The sequence below is a fragment of the Corynebacterium sp. Z-1 genome (assembly GCF_031844665.1).
GTDB lineage: Bacteria > Actinomycetota > Actinomycetes > Mycobacteriales > Mycobacteriaceae > Corynebacterium > Corynebacterium sanguinis.
In genome coordinates this window covers 482,287-502,557 of the sequence record NZ_CP134621.1, presented here as the reverse complement: position 1 = coordinate 502,557, position 20,271 = coordinate 482,287, and the positions used below count along the sequence as shown (strand labels likewise).

The window sequence follows — 20,271 nt, the reverse complement described above, 5'->3', positions numbered from 1 at the left end:
GCTTTTTCGGCGGTCGCGGGCAGGCGGCGGCGCAGCGGGCGTCTAGGTTCATGACGGCCACGCACTTATACTGTTCTAGTTATAGTCACCGGCAGCATTCAAGGAGTGAAGGGAGGTGCGGGTGAATGGCAATCATGGACAGGCTGGCAAAGCTCGATTCGTCGATGCAGCGCGGCCTTGACAATTCGATGGCGGCGCTGTTCGGCGGCAAAGTTGTCCCAGCCGAGGTTGAGGAACTGCTCAAGCAGGAAACGCAAGACAGCCTGATTATGACGGACCGCGACGAGCTGATTGCGCCGAACGTGTTCGCCGTGGGCGTGTCCAGCAAGGATTTGGAGAACCTCTCCCAGGACCGGTCGCTGCCCGCACTTTTCGCCGACCAGCTAACCCGCTTCGTTCGTAACCAAGGCTGGCGCTTTGAGGGCCCCGCCGTGGTGCGCATCGCCGAGGAATCGGGATTGCGCACCGGGCAGCTTCGGGTGTCCTCGTACATCGACCAGCAACCGGACGTGGCAAGCGGCTTCGATGCAATCGTCGCCGAGCCCTCGAACACCACTGACCGCGCAAAGCGCACCAGCAACCAGGAGGATGCAATGTCCGAGCCCACCACCGCCACCGGCGAACCCACCGTGAGCCTGCTTCTGCAGGACGGTTCCTCGCGCACCTACCTGGTGCGCCAAGGCTCTAACATTCTGGGCCGCTCCAACGACGCCGACTTCCGCCTCCCGGACACGGGTGTGTCGCGCCAGCACGCGGAGATCACCTGGGACGGCCAGGTAGCCGTCCTGGTTGACCTCGAATCCACCAACGGCACCACCGTCAACGACGAGCCCGTGGATAACTGGATGCTTGCCGACGGCGACGTGATCACCGTCGGGCACTCCCACATCGAGGTGCGGATCGTGGAGCCGCGCAGCGAACGCCCCCTCCACGATGCCGGCCATAACCCCGAAGAGATTGCCCACCCCAGCACCGAATACTTCCGGGGCCCGCAAACGGATTACCGTCCGCGATAAGGAGCGTTCATGGATTCAGCCATCATTCTCGGCGCCCGCTTCGGCCTGCTCATCCTTTTGTGGGTATTCATTCTGTTCGTGCTCTGGGTCGTTCGCAAGGATGTGGTCGCGGCGGCAGGTGTGCGTCGGCAAGCAGTCTCCGCAACCCCCATCAGGCGCGAGAAAGCGCGTGAGCTTGTGGTGGTTGAGGGCCCGCTCAAAGGTTCCCACATGGAAATTGCCAGCGTGGAGGACTTAACTCTGGGGCGTGCCAACTCTTCCGACTTCGTGCTCGGCGACGACTTCGCCTCCAGCACGCATGCCCGCCTGTTCCGCCGCGGCAGCGAGTGGTTCATCGAGGACCTCGACTCGCGCAACGGCACCTTCGTCCAAGGGCTGCGCATTGACCAGCCGGAACGCGTCACCGTGGGCACTGACATGAAGATGGGGCGCACGACCCTGAGGTTGATGCCATGACCACCTTGAAGCTGAATTTCGTCGCGGCCTCCGACCGCGGCCTGGTACGCACCAACAATGAGGACTCCGCCTACGCGGGCCCGCACCTGCTCGTGCTCGCCGACGGCATGGGCGGCCACGCTGCCGGCGAAGTCGCCTCGCAGCTGATGGTCAGACATATGGAGCACCTCGACGCCGATCCCGGTGATGCCGACATGCTCGCCCTCCTCGGCGCGGCAGCCGACGACGCCAACGCCGCCATCAAATCCTCCGTGGAGGAAAACCCCGAGCAAGACGGCATGGGGACGACCCTGACGGGACTGATGTTCAACGGCTCCCAACTCGGCCTGATCCACGTGGGTGACTCGCGCGGCTACCGGCTACGGGAGGGAACCCTCGCCCAGATCACCGAGGACGACACTTTCGTCCAATCACTGGTCAACGAAGGCAAGCTCGATGCCAGCGAGGTGTCCTCCCACCCGCAGAAATCGCTGATTCTGAAGGCGTACACCGGCCGCCCGGTCGATCCGCACCTCGAGCTTCTCGACGCCCTGCCGGGGGATCGCTACCTGCTGTGCTCCGACGGGCTCTCGGACCCCGTCACCGCGGAAACCATCGCCACCGCACTGGGCACCGGCACCCCCGAGGCCGCCGCGCAACGGCTCATCGAGCTTGCGCTCCGCTCCGGCGGACCGGACAACATCACGGTCGTCATCGGCGAGGTCGTCGACGCGGACGCCGCCGATGCACCGGTGCTGCCGCGCAAGGCCGTGCTCGCCGGCGCGCTGACCCCGGACTTTGAATCGACGCACCCGAACTCGGCGGCGAGCCGCGCCGCCGCATTGATGCGCCCCACGGACGCCGGCGAGCGTGCCACGAGGGCGTCGACAAGCGAAGCCGCCACCCCCGAGGACACTGAAACCGCCAGCGACGAGGAGGATCACCCCCGCCGCACAATCTGGCCCTGGATCGTCGGCGCGCTGGCTATCTCACTCGTAGCGACGCTCGGTTTCGCGTTCTTTATCAGCCGCGACGACGCGACGTACTTCCTCGCCACTAACGAGAACAGCGAAATCGTCATCGAGCACGGCAGCCGTAGCGCCCTGTTCGGCGAGGGCAGGCACACGCCGATCCAGGTCGCCTGCATCAATGCCCGCAACGAGCTGCAAATCTCCCCGATCGACGACACGCCGCCCGACTGCACGGTCTTTTCCGTAGACGACCTGCCCGAATCGCAACAAGGCGCGATTGAGGGGCTGAGCGAGGGTAGCTACGACGACGTCGTCGCCCAGCTCAACAGGCTGGCCGACGAGGCGCTGCCAGCGTGTGTTGACGACAAACCGGAAGCCACCAACGACTGCAGGACGGTGAAGTAACGTGAGCAGAATTTTCTCCCGCACCCGGGAGCTTGGTCTCCTCGTGTGCTCCGCCCTGCTGCTCCTGCTCATGCTGTTCGGGCTCGAAATGTCGCAGGGACGCGCCCTCACGGGCGAGATGCTGTGGCTCGTCGGCGGGTTCATCGGTGTCTACGCCATCGCCCACCTCGCGATTTGCCTCACCGCCCCCTACGCTGACCAGGTGCTTTTGCCCGTGGTGGCCACGCTGAATGCGATCGGTCTGGTGATCATCTACCGCCTCGATCTCGCCGAGCGCGCCGGTTACGGTGCGCTCGCCGACCGGCAGGTCCTGTGGTCTTTCGCGGGCGTCGTGCTGCTCGTTCTCACACTTGTGATCGTGCGCGACCACAAGTCGCTCTCGCGCTACTCCTACATCCTCGGGCTGCTCGGGTTGTTCTTCCTCGCCCTGCCTCTGGTGTGGCCGCAACCCGCCGAGTTCGCCGACGCGCGCATCTGGATCTGGATCGGCCCGTTCTCCATCCAGCCGGGCGAGTTCTCGAAGATCCTGCTGCTGATCTTCTTCGCCCAGCTCCTGGCGCAGAAGCGCTCCCTTTTCACCGTGGCCGGCAAGTGCTTCGCCGGGCTCGTCTTCCCCCGCCTGCGCGACCTCGCACCGATCCTGGTGGTGTGGGCCATCGCCATTTTGATCATGGCAATCTCCAACGACTTCGGCCCCGCGCTGCTGCTCTTTGCCACCGTGCTGGCGATGGTCTACTACGCCACCGGCCGCACCAGCTGGCTGCTCATCGGGATCGCGCTCGTCGCCGTCGGTGGGTACGCCGTCTACCAGGTTTCTGACAAGATCCAAGAACGCGTCACCAACTTCCTCGACCCTCTGGCCAACTACGACACCACCGGATACCAGCCTGCCCAGGCCCTGTTCGGGCTCAGCTGGGGCGGGGTCACGGGTGTCGGCCTCGGCCACGGCCACCCCGAGCTCGTGCCCGTCGCCCACTCCGACTACATCCTCGCCGCCATCGGCGAGGAACTCGGGTTCGCTGGGCTCGCGGCGGTTTTGTGCCTGTTCCTCATCTTTGTCAACCGCGGTTTCCGCGCCGCCATGCAGGTCCGCGACTCCTACGGCAAGCTGCTGGCGGCCGGCCTTGCAACCACGATCATCATCCAGATCTTCGTGGTCACCGGCGGAATTTCCGCTCTCATGCCGATGACCGGCCTGACCACCCCGTTCATGTCCGCGGGTGGCTCGGCGATTATGGCGAACTACATCCTGCTCGGCCTGCTTCTGCGCATCTCCAACAGCGCTAACCGGCCGGCGGACGTCGATAAAGGGGCGTCGGCAAGCGAGCTGGTTGGGGCGGAGGCAGCGCGATGAACAAATCCATCCGCCTCGGCGCCGTCCTGTCTCTCCTGTTGACGGTCGTGCTGCTGATCAACCTCACCGTCGTACAGGCGTTGCGCGAGGAAAAGTACGCGCAAAACCCGCTGAACTCCCGCAATTTCATCGAGATGAAGCAAGTCGACCGCGGCCCGATCAACGCGGGCGGACAGATCGTCGCCGACTCCACCCAAGACGCCAACGGCTTCTACCAGCGCGTCTACCCGAATATGCCCTACTCCTTCGGCCCCGTGCTGGGCTACGTCTCCGATCAGTTCGGCGTCGGCGGGCTCGAAGCCGAGTACAACTCGGTGCTCAACGGTGAAGGCAGCGCGAGCGGCAGCAGGTTTTTGCGCACCGGGTTAGAGCGCGACCGCGCGGGCGACGCCGTCGAACTGACGATCAACCCGCAGCTGCAGGCCCTCGCCTACGAAAACCTGTCTAACCGCGGCTACGAAGGGGCTGTGGTGGCGATCCGGCCGTCTACAGGCGAGGTGCTGGCCATGGCGTCGTCCCCTTCCTACGATCCGAACCTGCTGGTCAACCCCGACACAGCTCAGCAAACCTGGAACAGCCTGAGCAACGATCCGCAAAACCCGCTGCTCAACCACGCCAGCCAGGACCAGCTTCCGCCCGGGTCCATCTTTAAAATCGTCACCACCGCCGCCGGTCTGCGCAACGGCTACTCCCCCGACTCCCAACTCACCGGCGAAGCACGCATCCCGCTACCCGGCACCGACGCATTCGTGCCCAACTACGGCGGCCAAGCCTGCGGCGGCTCAACCGTGACCACACTGCGCACCGCGTTCGCGCTGTCGTGCAACACCGCCTTCGTGCAAATGGGCATCGACGTTGGAGCGGACGCTCTGCGCGACGCGGCAGCGCGTTTCGGCATCGGAGAAGATTACGACATCGCCGTGCCCACCGCCTCCGGCTCGCTGGGCGAACTGCCCGGGGCCGCGGAGCTCGGCCAGTCGGCGATCGGGCAGCGCGACGTCACCATGACCGCGCTGCAGGCGGCCGTGATGGCGGCGAGCGTCGCCAACGAGGGCAAGCGCATGGCACCCTACGTGGTCGATCGTGTGGTCACGCCCGACCTCAACGTGGTCTCGGAGACCGAACCACGCCAGCTCGCCGAGGCGCTCACGCCGGAAGAAGCCCAGACCATGACCGAGTTGATGTACGCCTCGGAGCGCTCCACCTTCGGCTACGACGGCAACGGGTACGCGTCGAAGACGGGTACCGCGGAGCACGCCGAGGACGCCGCCCCGCACGTCTGGTACGTCGCCTTCGACCCCCAAAATGACGTGGCAGTCGCCGTGGTGGTCAAAAATGGTGGGCAGCTCGGAGCTAGCGCGACCGGCGGCCAGGTGGCCGCCCCGATCGGGCGCGCGGTGCTCGGCGCCGCTGCAGCCAACGGAGAGGGAAACTAATGAACACCGACAACCGCGAAGACCTGCAGCGCCTCATCGGCGACGATTACACGCTGCAGTGGATCATCGGCCACGGCGGCATGTCCACCGTGTGGCTTGCCGACGACAACGTCGCCGACCGCGAAGTAGCCATCAAGGTTCTGCGTCCGGAATTTTCCAACAACGAGGAGTTCCTCACCCGCTTCCGCAACGAGGCCCACGCCGCTGAAGGAATCGACTCTCCCAACGTCGTCGCCACCTTCGATTACCGCGAGGTGGACTCCCCGGCCGGGTACACCATGTGCTTCATCGCCATGGAATACATCCGCGGTGAGTCCCTGGCGGATCTCATCGCCCGCGAGCAACGGCTCGACGAGGCGCTGGCGCTCGACGTCCTCGAACAGGCAGCCCATGGCCTGGCCGCGATTCATCTCATGGGTCTTGTCCACCGCGACATCAAGCCCGGCAACCTCATGATCACCCAGAACGGCCAAGTTAAGATCACCGACTTCGGTATCGCCAAGGCCGCCGCCGCGGTGCCGCTGACCCGCACCGGAATGGTGGTGGGAACCGCCCAGTACGTCTCGCCGGAACAGGCTCAGGGCCTTGCGGTCAGCGCCGCGTCCGACGTGTACTCCCTCGGGGTGGTCGGCTACGAGATGCTCGCGGGTCGGCGCCCCTTCACCGGGGACTCCTCGGTGTCGGTCGCTTTGGCACACGTCTCTGCGGAGCCGCCAGCGCTGTCGACTGCGGTATCCGCCCCGGCGCGCGAGCTGATCGGCATCGCGCTGCGCAAGGATCCGGGAATGCGGTTTAGCGACGGCAACGCGATGCAACTTGCCGTCGCCCAGGTGCGCGACGGACGCCGCCCGACGCAGCCGGTTGGGGTGGCCTCGACAAAGGTCGCGATGGAGCCGTCGCCCACCGAGTCCACGCAAATGCTCGCCTCGGTGGCCCAGCCCACCACCGTGCGCCCGGCGCCTGCGCGGGTCGCACCGGTTGCTCCCGTCGTTGCCCCTCCGGCTCCGGTGCGCGAGGAGAAGAAGGGCGGCTTTGGCTCAGGTCTTTTCATCGCCGTTCTGCTCATGCTGCTCGGCGGCGGCGTGGTGTGGGCTTTCGCCAGCGGTGCCTTCGGCGGCTCTTCGCCGACAACCACGCCGGAGCCACAGCCAACGCCGACGGTGATCACTCAGACCCAGGTGGTCACTCCGACGGTGACGACCACCACGTCTCGCCCGCAGTCGCGGCCGCAGCAGCCGCCTAGCTCCGCGCCCGGCACGGTGAGTTTCGTAGAACCCCCGTCGAGCCTGGCTCCGGCGCCGAATACCCCGGCTCCGGCTCCGTCGCCCGTCGTTCCAACAGAGGCTCCTCAGCCGACTGAAGCACCGAACGACCCGGCGAACCCGATTGATGACTTTGTAAACCAGCTTGGCGGAGGTGCCTGAGATAATGCTGATCGGTAACCGTTACCAGCTCGGTTCCACCATTGGAACCGGAGGCATGTCCGACGTCTACGCCGCGACCGATACCGTGCTCGGGCGCGATGTCGCGCTGAAGATGCTCAAGACAGACATGGCGCGCGACGAAAGTTTCCGCGAGCGGTTCCGCCGCGAGGCCCAAAACTCCGCGCGCCTGAACCACCCGAACATCGTGTCGGTCTACGACACCGGTGACGTGGACATCGACGGGCTTGCGGTGCCCTACATCGTGATGGAGCGCGTCCACGGCCGCAACCTGCGCGACATCGTGCGCGAGGACGGCCCTTTGAGCCCACAGCAGGCCGCTGAGCTGCTGATTCCGGTGACCCGTGCGCTGCAGGCCAGCCACGACGCCGGTATCATCCACCGCGATGTCAAGCCCGCGAACATCATGGTCACCAACACCGGCGCGGTCAAGGTCATGGACTTCGGCATCGCTCGTGCGCTTGATGACGCCACCTCAGCGATGACCCAGACCTCCGCGGTGATTGGAACGGCGCAGTACCTCTCCCCGGAGCAGGCGCGTGGGAAACCCGCGGACGGTCGCAGCGACGTCTACGCCCTCGGCTGCGTCATGTACGAAGCGGTCACAGGCCGCCCGCCATTCGAGGGTGAGACCCCGTTCGCGGTTGCCTACCAGCACGTTCAGGAGGAGCCCGAAGCGCCGAGCACGCTTATCGACGCTCTGGACAACGCCGACGTTTTCGCCGACGCTATGACGGATACCGAGGCTGTCAACGTGGATTCGGTGATCTTGACGGCCATGGCCAAACACCCGGCCGACCGCTACCAGTCCGCAGCGGAGATGGGCGCGGACCTGGAGCGTCTCGGGCGTGGGGCGGTGACCACCGCGGCCCGCAGTTACCTCGCGACGTACGACGAGGACCCGTCGGTCGTGGTGGAACCCGCCACGCCCGTTGCCCCGGTTGCTGTCGCTGCGCCTGCCGCCAACCGCTACACCCAGCACCGACGCGCGAACGAGAAGCAGTCGAACAACTGGATGAAGTGGGTCGCGGCCTTGCTCGGCCTGGTGTTGCTCGCGTCCGCAGGTGTGGTTGCCTACAACTACTTCACCTCTGCCGACAGGGAGGATTCCGATTCCACCCAGACGATGCTCACGGTGCCCGATGTCACGGGCAAGGTCCGTGAGGAGGCCGTCGCCGAGCTTGAGCGCCTCGGTTTCCAGGTTGCGGTGAACGACGTCCCAAGCCCCGATCGCCCCCGTGGCGAGGTGCTGGGCACCAATCCGGTTGCCGGTTCGCAGCTGCAGCCTGGCACGATGGTGACAGTTTCGGTGTCGTCGGGCCGCGAAATCACGGACGTGCCGGATGTCACGGGCATCCGGCCGCAGGAGGCCGCCGAAGTACTGGCAGGTGCGGATCTGGAGCTCGACCCCGAGATCCGCCGCGAGAACAGCGACGAGGTCCCGGAGGGGATGATCATCTCGCAGAACCCGGCCGCCGGATCGCAGCTGTCGAAGGGCTCGCAGGTTTCGGTGGTTGTGTCCGAGGGTCGCGAGAAGGTGCAGATCCCTTCGCTGGTGGGCATGAACGCCAACCAGGCCGCGGCGACGCTGAACTCGCTGGGGCTCAATTCGACGGTCACTCCCGTGGATTCGCGCCGGCCGACCGACGAGGTCCTCGCCGTCGCCGGTGAGAACACCGAAGTGGAGACGGGTACGACGGTGGAGCTCCGCGTCTCCAACGGCATGCTCGTGGAGATGCCTGATCTGACCCGCATGACCCCGGCAGAGGCGGAGCGCGTGCTGCGCGGCACCGGGTGGAACGGCAAGTTTGTCGCCGGGCCGACCGTGCCCACTGGAGCGCTGGTGGACCAGGGACTTGTCGCCGGCCAGGCCGTCCCGCCGGGTGAAGACATCCGCAAGGACCAGGAGATCGGCTACAACATCTGGCGCTTCGATGTCGCCGAGCTCAACCCGCTGAGGTAGGTTGCGCCGGTGGTAGAGTTCCGGGCAAGCAGAACACAACGAAGGAAGTAGGCACCATGCCCAAGGCGAAAATTACCAAGGACAACCTCCCGGTACAGTCCGCGTCGACCGCTACCTCCCGCACGCCTGTCAAGATCAACACGGGCGGCACGCCCATGTGGTACAAGGTGATCATGTTTGGCCTGCTCATCCTGGGCCTTGCTTGGCTTATCGCCTTCTATGTCGCGGGTGATCAAGTCCCGTTCCTCGCTCAGCTCGGCCCGTGGAACTACCTGATCGGATTCTCCGCCATCATCGCCGGGCTCCTGATGACCATGGGATGGCGCTAAAGAGACAAAAGTATACTTTTGAACAGCTAAACACCCTCGTTTCATTACATCGTCAACGAAACGGGGGTGTTGCGCATTTCCAGCAACCTGGAAAAAGATGAACGACGGGTGTACACTTTCGTTCCCCCCTCGCTCAACGCGGCGCTGCCGGCGTATTTCTACCTGACGAAATCACTGCTCCTCACCGCTTGAGAAAGGACCCAAAGACCATGAAGTTCACACGCGTTTCGCGCTCTGTGGCAGCGCTGTCTGCTGTCGCCACGCTGACCGTCGGCGCTGCCCCGGCTTTCGCGCAAACCCTGGAAGAATCCGCGCCGGAGACCCCCGCCACCAACGACGCCCTGCCGATCGTTCACACCTACCGTGGCTCCGACCACATCAAGGCGAACATCCTCAACCCGCGCCCGGTGTGCAACTCCACCGAGGACTACCGCACCATCGTGTACAAGGTCACCGACAACTTCCTGCCGGTGGGCACCATCTCCACGACAAACCTGTCGAACAATACCGTGCCGCTGACCCAGGACCTGTCGCGCACCCAGTCGATCACCGCGTCCGTCAATGGCTCCAAGACTGAAACGCTCAACCTCGGCGACCAGGCGTCGCGCGAGGGCCTGCAGGGCACCATCGGCTACGCGATGGCCAAGACCCTCGGCTTCTCCGTCTCCGGCACCCTGTCCTGGAACGTCGGCCAGAAGATCGGCCCCTACGAGGTTCCCGCCGGCCACACCGGTGAGGCTACCTACGGCTTCCGCACCGTGACCATGACCGGCACCCAGCAGCGCTGCCGCCCCAACGGCACCTGGGCAACCCCGACCGCCTGGATCGCCAACATGCCGGTGAAGAACGAGGTGCGCGTGAAGAACTACGCCACCCCGGCCGACTCCTGGGCGCCGAACAAGGGCGCGCAGGTCACCGAGACCAAGGACACTCCGAACCCGGCCTACGCGAGCGACCTGAAGAAGGTTACCGAGGGCGAGCCGCTTAACGACGTCGCCCCCGTCGCCGACGACGTCAAGGCAGACATCACCGACGGTGCCGCAGCCACCAACTTCGACGCCGTTTCCGACGAGACCGTCAAGGTCATCGCCCCCGAGTACGATTTGCAGCCGTACTTCACCACCTCGAACCTTAAGGCCCCCGGCTTCGTCGGCTCCGTGGCCCTGCGCGTGAAGAACGTCGGCACCAAGCGTTACTGGGCTGAGTTCCCGGTGGTCACCTTCCGCGTTGAGGTCAAACGCGAGGTTGGTCCGGAGGGCGTCGATAGGCTGATGACCTCCTTCGGTGCCAACGGCTCCCACGTCCGCGACCTGGGTTACAACTTCGACACCAACGCCCGCGTCTTCGAGGTGACCCTGTCCAACCCGGTCAACGTCGGCGACGACATGCTGCTCGGCGCCTTTAGCTTCGGCGACGGCAAGACCCGCGAGGGCCGCTTGATCAACTACATGACCGTCACCCAGACCGGACGTATCTCCGGTGACTCGTCTACCGGAAACGACCAGAACGTCGACTCCCGCCAGGTGACCCGGAGCGACGGCGGCCGCAAGAACCCGGGTCTCTTCTAAGACTCCCTCCATCTAGCCCCATCCGGTTCTCCACCGGGGTGGGGTTAGTTTTATCCACAGGCTGTGCATAGCTGTGTGGATTATCCGCTTGTCCACACTTGTGGATAACTCTGTGCACTATTTCCACACTCGAATTTGTTCCTACTGCAGGTGCGTTGAACTGGTCCTTAGAGTTTTTCTTCGGCGCGGCGTTCTAGAAATTACATCTCTGTAGTTATCCACAGTGTGCACAACTCTGGGGATAACTAGCGCCTGGGGATAGGCGGTGAAAAGGTCAGTGGCCACGCCAACAGGACACCCGCCGCGAGGCCACCCAAGTGCCCCCACACGCTCACACCGGGCGCGATAAAGGTGAACGCGACGTTGAGCACCAGTAAGGCGATGGGGGCGCGCAGGTCGGAGGAGCGTCGATAAGCAATGGCGACGAGTACCGCAAGCAGGGCGAACAGGGCGCCCGAGGCCCCGGCCGTGGGCGTGCCAAAAGCCATCGCGAGCACCGCCGCCGACGACGCGAGCGTGCCGACGACCCAAGCAACAACGAAGCGGGCGGTGCCAATAAAGCGCTCGATCTCGCCACCGATCAGCACCAGCATCAGCATGTTAACGAACAGGTGCGACAGGTCGAGGTGCAGAAAGCCAGCGGTGAGCAGGCGCAGCCAGCCGAGCGGGCCCTCGGCGACGAAGGGACCGTAGAGCACCATGCGGATGCCCAGCGGTGAGCCCCAGACCGTGTTGCTCAGGGAGGAGGACTGCGCCGCGGTGATGGCGAAGACGGCGATGCACAGCGCGGCAATGGCGGCGGTGGCGGGGGCGCGGTAAAAGATCGTGCGAAGGTTCATAAGCGAAAACCCCCGGCACGTTACGTGCGCGGGGGGAGGCAGTGTTTGCGGGGCTACTTCTGGATGTCGATGGACTCGATCACAACGTCCTCGACCGGGCGATCCATCCGGCCGGTGCGCACGTTGGAGATTTCGGTGACAACCTTCTGCGACGCCTCGTCCGTGACCTCGCCGAAAATCGTGTGGCGATTGTTCAGGTGCGGCGTCTTGTCCACGGTGATGAAGAACTGCGAACCGTTGGTGCCCGGGCCGGCGTTCGCCATAGCCAGGAGGAACGGGCGATCGAACTGCAGCTCCGGGTGGAACTCGTCAGCGAACTGGTAGCCCGGGCCGCCGGTGCCGGTGCCGGTCGGGTCGCCGCCCTGGATCATGAAGCCCGGGATGATGCGGTGGAAGATCGCACCGTTGTAGAACGGGCCCTCGTTGCTACCCGACGCGTTCTGCGCAGAGTAGTTCGCCTCACCAGTGGCCAGGCCGATGAAGTTCTCGACGGTCTGCGGGGCGTGGTTGCCAAACAGATCAATGACAATGTCGCCGTGGTTGGTGTGCAGAGTTGCTTTCGCAGTTGAATCAGTCATGGTGACCATTGTAGATGCATCCGGGGGGTTGGTGCTTTTGCGGGTTGGGGGTTGTTGATCGTGACATTGCGCAGATCAAACTGCGCAGTGCCGGGTGAGATGTCACGGTCAGCGCCGATTGACCAGTAAAATCCCAGGTCGTCGGTGGCGCAAAACCGTTGACCGTGACTTTGCGAAGCAACAGCTGTGCAACCAGGGGCTGGTGGGACACCGGTAGTCGTTTGAGGTCTCCAAGGCCCGGTCAGATGTCACGGTCAACGGTTCCTAGGCGGAAAAACCGCAGGTCAGTGCTGGCGCACAACAGTTGACCGTGACATTGCGCAGACCACTCTGCGCAGTAACCCGGTCAGATGTCACGGCCAGCGCTAACCAACCGGCAAAACCCCAGGTCGGGAACAGAGAACTGACCCGACCCGGAACAACTACAGCGAAGCCGCAACCTCGTCACGCGCGGCGACCAGGTTCTTCAGCGACGGCTCGACCTCGGCGTAGCCGCGGGTCTTCAGGCCGCAGTCCGGGTTCACCCAGAGGCGGTCGGTGGGCACGTTTGCGAGTGCGGCGCGGATCAGCTCGACCATCTCCTCGGTGGACGGCACGCGCGGGGAGTGAATGTCCCACACGCCCGGGCCGATCTCGGAGTGGAAGGTCTCGTCGATGTCTTCGAGGAGCTCCATCTTCGAGCGCGCCGCCTCGATGGAGGTGACGTCGGCGTCGAGGCCGGCGACGGCGTCGATGATCTGACCGAACTCGGAGTAGCACAGGTGGGTGTGGATCTGGGTCTCCGGCTGCGCCTCGAGGGCAACGAGGCGGAAGGCGCGAACGGCCCAGTCGAGGTAGGCGGGGCGCTCGTCGGCACGCAGCGGCAGCAGCTCGCGCAGGGCCGGCTCGTCGATCTGGATCACCTTGATGCCTGCGGCCTCGAGGTCGCTGACCTCGTCGGCAAGCGCGAGTGCGATCTGGTCAGCAGAGACGGACAGGGGCACATCGTCGCGCTTGAAGGACCACGCGAGGATCGTGACCGGGCCGGTGAGCATGCCCTTGACCGGCTTGTCGGACAGCGACTGGGCGTACTTGGCCCACTCCACCGTCATCGGCTCCGGGCGGGAGACGTCGCCGAAGACGATCGGCGGGCGGGTGCAGCGCGAGCCGTACGACTGGACCCAGCCGTTTTCGGTGGCGACGAAGCCGTCGAGAAGCTCCGCGAAGTACTGCACCATGTCGTTGCGCTCGGGCTCGCCGTGGACGAGGACGTCCAGGCCGATCTCCTCCTGCAACTCGATGACACCCTTGATCTCCTTCTTCAGCGCCTCGGTGTACTCGGCGTCGGTCAGTGCGCCGTTCTTGTGGTCGGCGCGCGCCTTGCGGATCTCGGTGGTCTGCGGGAAGGAGCCGATCGTGGTGGTCGGCAGGTCCGGCAGGCCGAGCGCCTCACCCTGGACGCGCTTGCGCTCAGCGAACTCGGGAGCGCGCTTGACCTCGCCCGCCGGCAGCTGCGCAACGCGATCCGCCACGGCAGAGTTGTGGATGTGATCCGACTCGGTGCGGGTGCGCACCGCGCGGTCGGAGCGTGCGAACGCCTCCGCGGCAGCCTCCTCGCCCGCGACGAGCGCCTGAATCTCGGCAATCTTTTCATCGGCGAAGGACAGCCAGTTGGCCACGTCGATCGGCAGGTTCTTCTCCGCGTTCAGGGTGTGCGGCACGTGCTGCAGCGATGTCGAGGTCGACAGTGCCACCTCGCGCCCGCCCGAGCGCAGGACCTCAAGTACCTCGGTGCGCTCGCGCAGGTTCGCGGCCCACACGTTTCGGCCGTCAATGATACCGGCAACCAGCTGCACCTTCGGGCCGATCATGTCGGCGACGCGCTTCGGGTAGTCCGCATCCGAATCCAGGGTCCACGGGGACAAGTCCACGTGCAGGGCCTCGGGCTCGAGCGCACCGAGCACGGACAACGCCTTGCGCGTCGCGCCGTAAGGCGTGGTCAAGTACAGGTTCGGGCGCTCGGCGGTGTCGATGGCCAGAAGCTTCGACCAGGCCTGCTCGAGGTAGCCGGCGAGCTCCTCGTCTGTGGTGGACAGGTCGGCGACCAGGGCCGGCTCGGCGAGCTGGACCCACTCAACGCCAGCGCCCTTGAGCGCCTTGAGGATTTCGGCGTAGGCGTCGGTGAGGGCGTCGAGAAGCGAGAACTCAACGGGCTTCGACAGCGCGAGCAGGGTGACCGGGCCGACGAGCGCGGGGCGCACAACGTGGCCAGCCTCACGGGCCTCCTCGACCAAGCGCAGGATGCGCTCCGGGGCGGGGGTGATCTCCTGGCCGGCGGCGACCTCGGGCACGAGGTAGTGGTAGTTGGTATCGAACCACTTGGTCATTTCCAGCGGCACGCGCGTATCGTTGCCGCGGGCAAGGGCGAATTCCTCATCGAGGTCGGTGCCGCCGGGGATGAGACCGACGGTCAGGGCAGTCTCCAGCACCTGGTCGTAGTAGGCGACATCGGCCGGGATGGCGTAGTCCTCGGTCAGGCCCAGGTCGCGCAGGTGGTTGTAGGTGTCCACGCGCAGCGCGTGGGTGGTGGAGCGGAAGGTGTCGGCGTCGATGCGACCCGCCCAGTAGGACTCAAGCGCGCGCTTGAGCTCGCGGTTCGCGCCGATGCGCGGGTAGCCTTCGATCGTTGCCTTGGGGAAGTTCATAGAGGTGTCCTTTTTCTAAAGGTTGATTCTGGAAAGTAGGTCGCGGGTCACCGCGAGGTTGTTGTGCGTGTAGATGTGTAGCCCGCCCGTGCCCGCGTCGAGGATTTCTCGTGTGAGCTCGGCCGACATCGCCATGCCGATCTCGTACTCCTCGTCGGGGGTTGAAGCCTTTGACAGTCTGTCGGTGACGCGCTGCGGCACCGTGATCCCGGACAGCACACCCATGCGCTCAACCCTGCGCAGGCTGGTCATGGGCATGATGCCCGGGATCAGGGGGATGCGCACGCCCGCCAGGCGGGACCGCTCGACAAAGTCGAGGTAGTCCTGGGCCTCGAAGAACAGCTGGGTAATCGCGAAGTCGGCGCCGAGGCGCTGCTTGGCCAGCAGCACGTCGAGATCCATGTCCGCGTTTTTCGATTCCGCGTGGCCCGAGGGGTAGCACGCCACGGACAGGGCGAGTTTGCCCGCCGCGAGGCGAAACGCCTGCTCGTCCTGGACTTCCTGGATGAGGTTGAGCAGGTCGGTGGCGTACGGCAGGTAGCCCTCGGGCAGGCTCGTTTCGCCCTCGGGGAGGTCGCCGCGCAGGGCGAGGAAGCCGCGCACGCCGGCGTCGATAAGCGTGCGGATCCACTCGGTGAGCTCGTCGCGGGTGCCGGCCGTGCACGCGAGGTGGGCGATCGGTTTCAGGTCGGTGGTTTCCGCGATGCGCTTGATCAGCGCCGCGGTCCCCTCGAGCCAGTCGGAGCGGCGTGACGACGTCACGGAGACGTAGTCCGGGTTGTACTCGGCAAGTCCGGCGATGAGGTTGTCCAGCAGCGCGGTGTCGGCGTCGTGGCGCGGCGGGATGAGCTCGAAGCTCAGCGCGGTGCGCGTGGAGCGACGCGGCGCTGCTGCGCTGGGGTTTACGTCTTCGTCGAGGCGATCTAGCGGGGCGGAGGCAGAAAGCCGCGTCGAAGTAAGTCTCTGGTACACCAGAACATACCTTTCATGTTGACACGGGTTGCCTGGCCGGGCTCGGCGCTTACGGTTTGTCGTTGACTCAAGAATGTATTTACGCACCACGGTATAGACAACTCTGTTCACTCGGGTGGTGCTTTCGCAGCAGGTCATCCGCCTGCGCGGGTATGAATATAAATCAGCCAGTGGCGAAATCGCTACGCTGGTAGGCGAGAAAACCCAAACGAAAGGATCCACCATGAACCCGTTCACCATCCGCCTCGCTTACAAGGGCGCACGCTCGGCGATGAACTACTACCGCAAGCTCGACGACGAAAAGAAGCGCGAGATCTACGACTCCGTTGTCGACGCCGTAAATAAGGACAAGGTCGACGACAAGCTCGACGGGCTTTACGACGTCGCCCGGCGCGAGGCCGGAATCCTCACCCGCGACTCCCACGACCGCCTCGACCGCCACCGCGCGCAGTTCGCCGCCGCGGCACCGGAGCGGGCGGAGCGTCGTAAAGCACTGAAGAAGCAGGCCAAGGAGTCAAAGAAGAAGTCGAAGCGCTCGCCGCTCAAGGCGATCCTCGGCATCGGCGCCGCCGTGGCCGCCGCCTGGGCTGCGTGGGAGTTCTGGCTCAAGGACAAGGTGACCGGCGCCGACAAGAAGGACATCACCTACACCCACGTCGCGCCGCGCAAGGAAACCTCTCCGAGCGGCAAGACCACCTTGGTCTACTCCACCCGCACGGAGGACGACCGCGAGAAGGCCGCCGGCCCGCTCGGCGAGGAGCCGGCGGAGCGCGACGAGCAGCTTCTCAGCTCCATCGACGAGCAGCTGACCACGCTGGACACGCTTGACGACGACCAGCGCGACGCCACCCGCTAAGGGCGAGCTGTTCTCGGGCGCTTCCACGCCGTCAGAAGGTGCTGGACCAGCCTGTTGCGCACGTCCGGGAACAGCTCATTAATCGTGCGCGTTTGCGGGCGGGTGATCACGATGAGCTCCGCGGCGATCTCGCGTGCCGTTAAGTTCGGGTCGACCAAGCCGTGATGCGAGGCCTTGCGCACCAGGAGCTGGAACTGCTCGATTACCTGCTCGAGCTTGGTCAGAAGCAGCGGGGAAATGTCGCCTGAGCGCTGCTGGGCAAGCGCTGCGACGAGCATGCCCGTGCCCTGTTCCACCATGCGCCAGATGAGTTCCTCCCAGTGGTGCTCGGGGTCCTCCTCAAAGGTGGCCAGGCTCTCATTGAGCCCCGCCTCGAGCGAATCCAGCAGGTCGACGGCGCAGGCGATGTGGAGGTCGCGGCGCGTCGGGAAGTGCCGGTACAGGGTGGCGATCCCGACCCCCGCGTCCTTGGCGATGCCCTCGAGCGTGATGGAAGCATCGGGAACAGTGCGGAAAGTGTGGCTGGCGGCATCTATGATTAGTTGGCGCTTGCGCTGCGCGTCGGTTCGCATGATCGCTCATGCTAACACTTGACATTCGACGACGGTAAAGGCAGCATTTTCGGCTAAGTGATAGTCCTTCCTACGCTTAAGGACCCGAATGACCTCCCCTATCCTCCGCGTCAACGATCTCATTGTGCGACCCGAGGACCCGCAGCTCACCTTCGAGTGCGCCGCTGGGTTGACTCTGCTTGTCTGCGCGCGTGAATCCGGTGCCTCCACCCTGAGCATGACGCTGGCCGGGCGCTTCACACCCGCCTCCGGCGACATTGACATCTCCGGGGCCCGCACCACCCGCGAGCGCTTCCGCGCGGTCGCGCTCGCGGGCGTGACGCTGATCGACTCGCTGGAGCGCTCGGTGACCGTGCGCGAAGTTATCCGCGAGCAAGTCGCGTGGGCACAGCCCTGGTACAAGCGCGTGCCCAAGGACATCCTGACCCACCCGCTGGTTGAACCGTGGCTCGAGCCGCTGGACTTGAGCGAGCTCGACCCCTCCTTAAGCGTCGCCGAGCTGGACACGCTGACGCGGCTGAGGCTGCGCGTGCTCCTAGCTTTGACGTCGCGCCCCAACGCGTCGCTGCTCGTCGTCGACGACCCGGACCAGCTGCGCAACATTGAGCTGCGCGGTGCGCTGCTTGAGAGCCTGCGGGGCGTTGCGCAGACGCTGCCCGTGGTGGTCGCCTCCGTCAACCCGGACATCGGCGACCACGCCGAGCACGTCATCGATCTGCGAGAAGGGGCCACGCTATGATCTCCGGCTTCCACATTGGCAGCAACTTCCGCCGCTTCGCCCACGGTTTCTTGCCCCCGGCCGCCATCGCGGTCGTGATGCTGATCCCGCTCATCTTCGGTGGCCTGTTCGTCTGGTCCTACTACGACCCGATCGGCAACCTGAACCGCATGCCCGTGGCGTTGGTCAACTCCGACGAGGGTGATGCGGGCCAGCGCGTTGTCGACGGCCTGCTGGAGCGCAAGCCTTTGGACTTCTATGTCGTCGACGCCGACGAGGCCCGCCAAGGCATCGCCGACGGCACGTACTACATGGGCGTGGAGATCCCGAAGGACTTCACGCAGTCCGTGACCTCGGTAAACACGCCCGACCCGCACCAGGCGAAGCTCAACGTCACGCTGAACGAAACCAACGGTTTCATCCCGACGATGCTGGGCAACCAGGCCGCAACCATCATGACGTACACCGTGTCGGGCACGGTGGGTGAGCAGGTGGCCAACCAGCTCTTCATCGGCTTCAACACCGTCGGCGAGGGCCTCACCGAGGCCGCGGACGGCGCCAAACGGCTCAACGAGGGCGCCGCCGAAGCCTCCGACGGCGGCCAGCAGCTTGACAGCGGCGCGGTGCAGCTTAACGACGGCGCGCGCACCCTCAACGACGGCCTCGGCAAGCTCAGCGACGGCGCCACCCAGCTCGACGACGGTGTCAGCCAACTCCAAAACGGCGCCACCCGGCTGGATGAGGGCATCGGCGCGGCCTCGGCCGGCGCAGACCGCCTGGCGGACGGCATGGTGAAGCTTTCCGACGGCACCAGCCAGCTCGGCGATGGCGCCGAGCAGATCGCCGGCGGCGTGGACACCATCGCCTCCGTCGCCCCGCAGCTCTCCCAGGCCCAGAAAGTCTACGGCGACATCCTCGGCGCGGTTGACAAGGTCGCCGCCGACCTCGACGCCTCGACGGTGCCGGGCACCGAGGGGCTCGCCCAGCAGGCGCACGCGATCGCCGCGCAGCTGCGCTCGGGCGATCTGGCCACCGCCATGGACCCCTCGACGCTGACCAAGCTCAAGGCCCTGCAAGCCGGCGCGCACGAGGTGTCCCGCCAGCTCAACGACCCGAACGCCGAATATCGCGCGGGCGTGGACGAGGCGACCGCCGGCGCCCAGGCCCTGGCGGACGGTCTGTCGCTGCTCAAGGACGGTTCCGGGACGCTTGTGGCGGGCGTCGCAACGCTCAAAGATGGCTCCTCGCAGCTGGTGGTAGGCGCCCGCGCCGCCGCCGACGGCTCCTCCCAGCTCGCCGCCGGCACCGACCAGCTCGTTGTCGGCGCGCGGGCCTTAAGCGATGGGCTTGTCCAGCTCGACGGCGGCTCGGGCGAGCTGGCCATGCGGCTTGGCGACGGCGCCACCCAGGCTCCGCGCTGGTACGACGCGCGCCTTGACGCCGCCTCCCAGGCCGCGGGCCAGCCCGTCACCGCGAACTCGATCGGCGACGCGGTGACCTACTTCGGCAAGGGTCTGTCCCCCTTCTTCCTCTCGCTGGCACTCTGGTTCGGCGGCCTGGTGATGTTCATGGTGATGCGGCCGATGTCCCGGCGCGCCGTCGACTCCGGCGTCACCCCCTTCAGGGCGCTGCTGACCACCTTGATCCCCGCCTTCATCATCGGCTTCGCTCAGGCCGCCCTGTTGTGGCTGGTGCAGATCGTGTTCATCAACGTCTCCCCCGCCCACCCCGGCGCGATGTTCCTGTCCCTGTGGTTCGTGTCCTGGGTGTTCATCTCCATCATCTTGGCGATCAACGTCATCCTCGGCGTAGCCGCGGGCCGACTGGTCACCATGGCGCTGATGTCGCTGCAGCTTGTGGCCTCCAACGGCCTCTACCCGCCGGAGGTGCAGCCGCGGTTCATCCAATGGGTGCACGTCGTCGACCCGATGCGTTTTAGCGTCGATATGCTGCGCTACAGCCTCTTCGGTCACAGCCCTGGCGACCAGCGCCTGATGACCGCGATCATGGTGCTCACGCTCTTCGCCCTGGCCGCCTGGGTGATCTCCTCGCTTGGGCTGTGGAAGCACCGCGTGATCATGCGCAAGGACATCCACCCGGAGCTAGAGATCTAGCACGACGTCAGGCTCGTAG

Annotated in this window: 17 protein-coding genes; 12 read left to right on the top strand and 5 right to left on the bottom strand. The window is 65.4% G+C overall.

Going from position 1 to position 20,271, the window contains the following annotated elements; genetic code table 11:
• Window positions 1-125 precede the first annotated feature (125 nt).
• The 9 genes from RIU96_RS02385 (at window position 126) to RIU96_RS02345 (ending at window position 10,919) form a co-directional block, all read left to right on the top strand.
• Complete coding sequence (locus tag RIU96_RS02385) at window positions 126-1,016, top strand: FHA domain-containing protein (protein ID WP_181729648.1); 891 nt, start codon at window positions 126-128, stop codon at window positions 1,014-1,016.
• 9 nt (window positions 1,017-1,025) lie between these two features.
• Window positions 1,026-1,472, top strand: coding sequence for an FHA domain-containing protein FhaB/FipA (locus RIU96_RS02380; protein ID WP_006839077.1), 447 nt, complete (start codon window positions 1,026-1,028; stop codon window positions 1,470-1,472).
• Window positions 1,469-2,827: a PP2C family protein-serine/threonine phosphatase gene (locus RIU96_RS02375; RefSeq protein WP_006839076.1), complete on the top strand. Its 1,359-nt coding sequence runs from the start codon at window positions 1,469-1,471 to the stop codon at window positions 2,825-2,827. Before RIU96_RS02380 ends, RIU96_RS02375 begins: the two co-directional genes overlap by 4 nt.
• Window position 2,828: 1 nt before the next feature.
• Window positions 2,829-4,181 carry an FtsW/RodA/SpoVE family cell cycle protein gene (locus tag RIU96_RS02370; protein WP_144822894.1) on the top strand — a complete coding sequence of 451 codons (1,353 nt, stop codon included), beginning with the start codon at window positions 2,829-2,831 and terminating at the stop codon, window positions 4,179-4,181.
• Window positions 4,178-5,617, top strand: coding sequence for a penicillin-binding transpeptidase domain-containing protein (locus tag RIU96_RS02365; RefSeq protein WP_259926952.1), 1,440 nt, complete (start codon window positions 4,178-4,180; stop codon window positions 5,615-5,617). Before RIU96_RS02370 ends, RIU96_RS02365 begins: the two co-directional genes overlap by 4 nt.
• Window positions 5,617-7,041, top strand: coding sequence for a serine/threonine-protein kinase (locus RIU96_RS02360; RefSeq protein WP_259926953.1), 1,425 nt, complete (start codon window positions 5,617-5,619; stop codon window positions 7,039-7,041). The genes RIU96_RS02365 and RIU96_RS02360 overlap by 1 nt, the downstream gene beginning before the upstream one ends.
• 4 nt (window positions 7,042-7,045) lie before the next feature.
• The gene (gene pknB / locus RIU96_RS02355) at window positions 7,046-9,022 is read left to right on the top strand and encodes a Stk1 family PASTA domain-containing Ser/Thr kinase (protein WP_186365990.1); all 1,977 of its coding nucleotides are present in this window, start codon (window positions 7,046-7,048) and stop codon (window positions 9,020-9,022) included.
• A gap of 56 nt (window positions 9,023-9,078) precedes the next feature.
• On the top strand, window positions 9,079-9,351 hold the full coding sequence (crgA, locus tag RIU96_RS02350) for a cell division protein CrgA (protein ID WP_144317609.1): 273 nt from the start codon (window positions 9,079-9,081) through the stop codon (window positions 9,349-9,351).
• Between the two features lie 209 nt (window positions 9,352-9,560).
• Complete coding sequence (locus RIU96_RS02345; RefSeq protein ID WP_259788005.1) at window positions 9,561-10,919, top strand: hypothetical protein; 1,359 nt, start codon at window positions 9,561-9,563, stop codon at window positions 10,917-10,919.
• Between the two features lie 245 nt (window positions 10,920-11,164).
• Here RIU96_RS02345 and RIU96_RS02340 read toward each other — a convergent pair whose 3' ends face one another.
• The 4 genes from RIU96_RS02340 to RIU96_RS02325 all read right to left on the bottom strand — a co-directional run bounded on the left by RIU96_RS02340 (window position 11,165) and on the right by RIU96_RS02325 (window position 15,992).
• Window positions 11,165-11,758, bottom strand: coding sequence for a rhomboid family intramembrane serine protease (locus RIU96_RS02340; RefSeq protein ID WP_136651725.1), 594 nt, complete (start codon window positions 11,756-11,758; stop codon window positions 11,165-11,167).
• 53 nt (window positions 11,759-11,811) lie between these two features.
• Window positions 11,812-12,336, bottom strand: coding sequence for a peptidylprolyl isomerase (locus RIU96_RS02335; RefSeq protein ID WP_040422091.1), 525 nt, complete (start codon window positions 12,334-12,336; stop codon window positions 11,812-11,814).
• 422 nt (window positions 12,337-12,758) lie between these two features.
• Entirely contained in the window at window positions 12,759-15,020 is a 2,262-nt protein-coding gene (gene metE / locus RIU96_RS02330) for a 5-methyltetrahydropteroyltriglutamate--homocysteine S-methyltransferase (protein WP_259790375.1), read from the bottom strand.
• Between the two features lie 15 nt (window positions 15,021-15,035).
• The gene (locus RIU96_RS02325) at window positions 15,036-15,992 is read right to left on the bottom strand and encodes a methylenetetrahydrofolate reductase (protein WP_144690207.1); all 957 of its coding nucleotides are present in this window, start codon (window positions 15,990-15,992) and stop codon (window positions 15,036-15,038) included.
• 223 nt (window positions 15,993-16,215) lie between these two features.
• Here RIU96_RS02325 and RIU96_RS02320 point away from each other — a divergent pair, with 223 nt between their 5' ends.
• The gene (locus RIU96_RS02320; protein WP_144740957.1) at window positions 16,216-16,848 is read left to right on the top strand and encodes a hypothetical protein; all 633 of its coding nucleotides are present in this window, start codon (window positions 16,216-16,218) and stop codon (window positions 16,846-16,848) included.
• On the opposite strand, the gene RIU96_RS02315 is transcribed toward RIU96_RS02320, so the two are convergent.
• A complete protein-coding gene (locus tag RIU96_RS02315; RefSeq protein WP_311205088.1) occupies window positions 16,845-17,420 on the bottom strand; it encodes a TetR/AcrR family transcriptional regulator in 576 nt (191 codons plus the stop codon). The two genes, RIU96_RS02320 and RIU96_RS02315, sit on opposite strands and share 4 nt — an antisense overlap.
• 88 nt (window positions 17,421-17,508) lie before the next feature.
• Between RIU96_RS02315 and RIU96_RS02310 the strand changes: the two genes are divergently transcribed.
• The gene (locus tag RIU96_RS02310; protein WP_144822884.1) at window positions 17,509-18,159 is read left to right on the top strand and encodes a hypothetical protein; all 651 of its coding nucleotides are present in this window, start codon (window positions 17,509-17,511) and stop codon (window positions 18,157-18,159) included.
• Window positions 18,156-20,252 carry a YhgE/Pip family protein gene (locus tag RIU96_RS02305; RefSeq protein ID WP_311205087.1) on the top strand — a complete coding sequence of 699 codons (2,097 nt, stop codon included), beginning with the start codon at window positions 18,156-18,158 and terminating at the stop codon, window positions 20,250-20,252. Before RIU96_RS02310 ends, RIU96_RS02305 begins: the two co-directional genes overlap by 4 nt.
• Window positions 20,253-20,271: the final 19 nt, after the last annotated feature.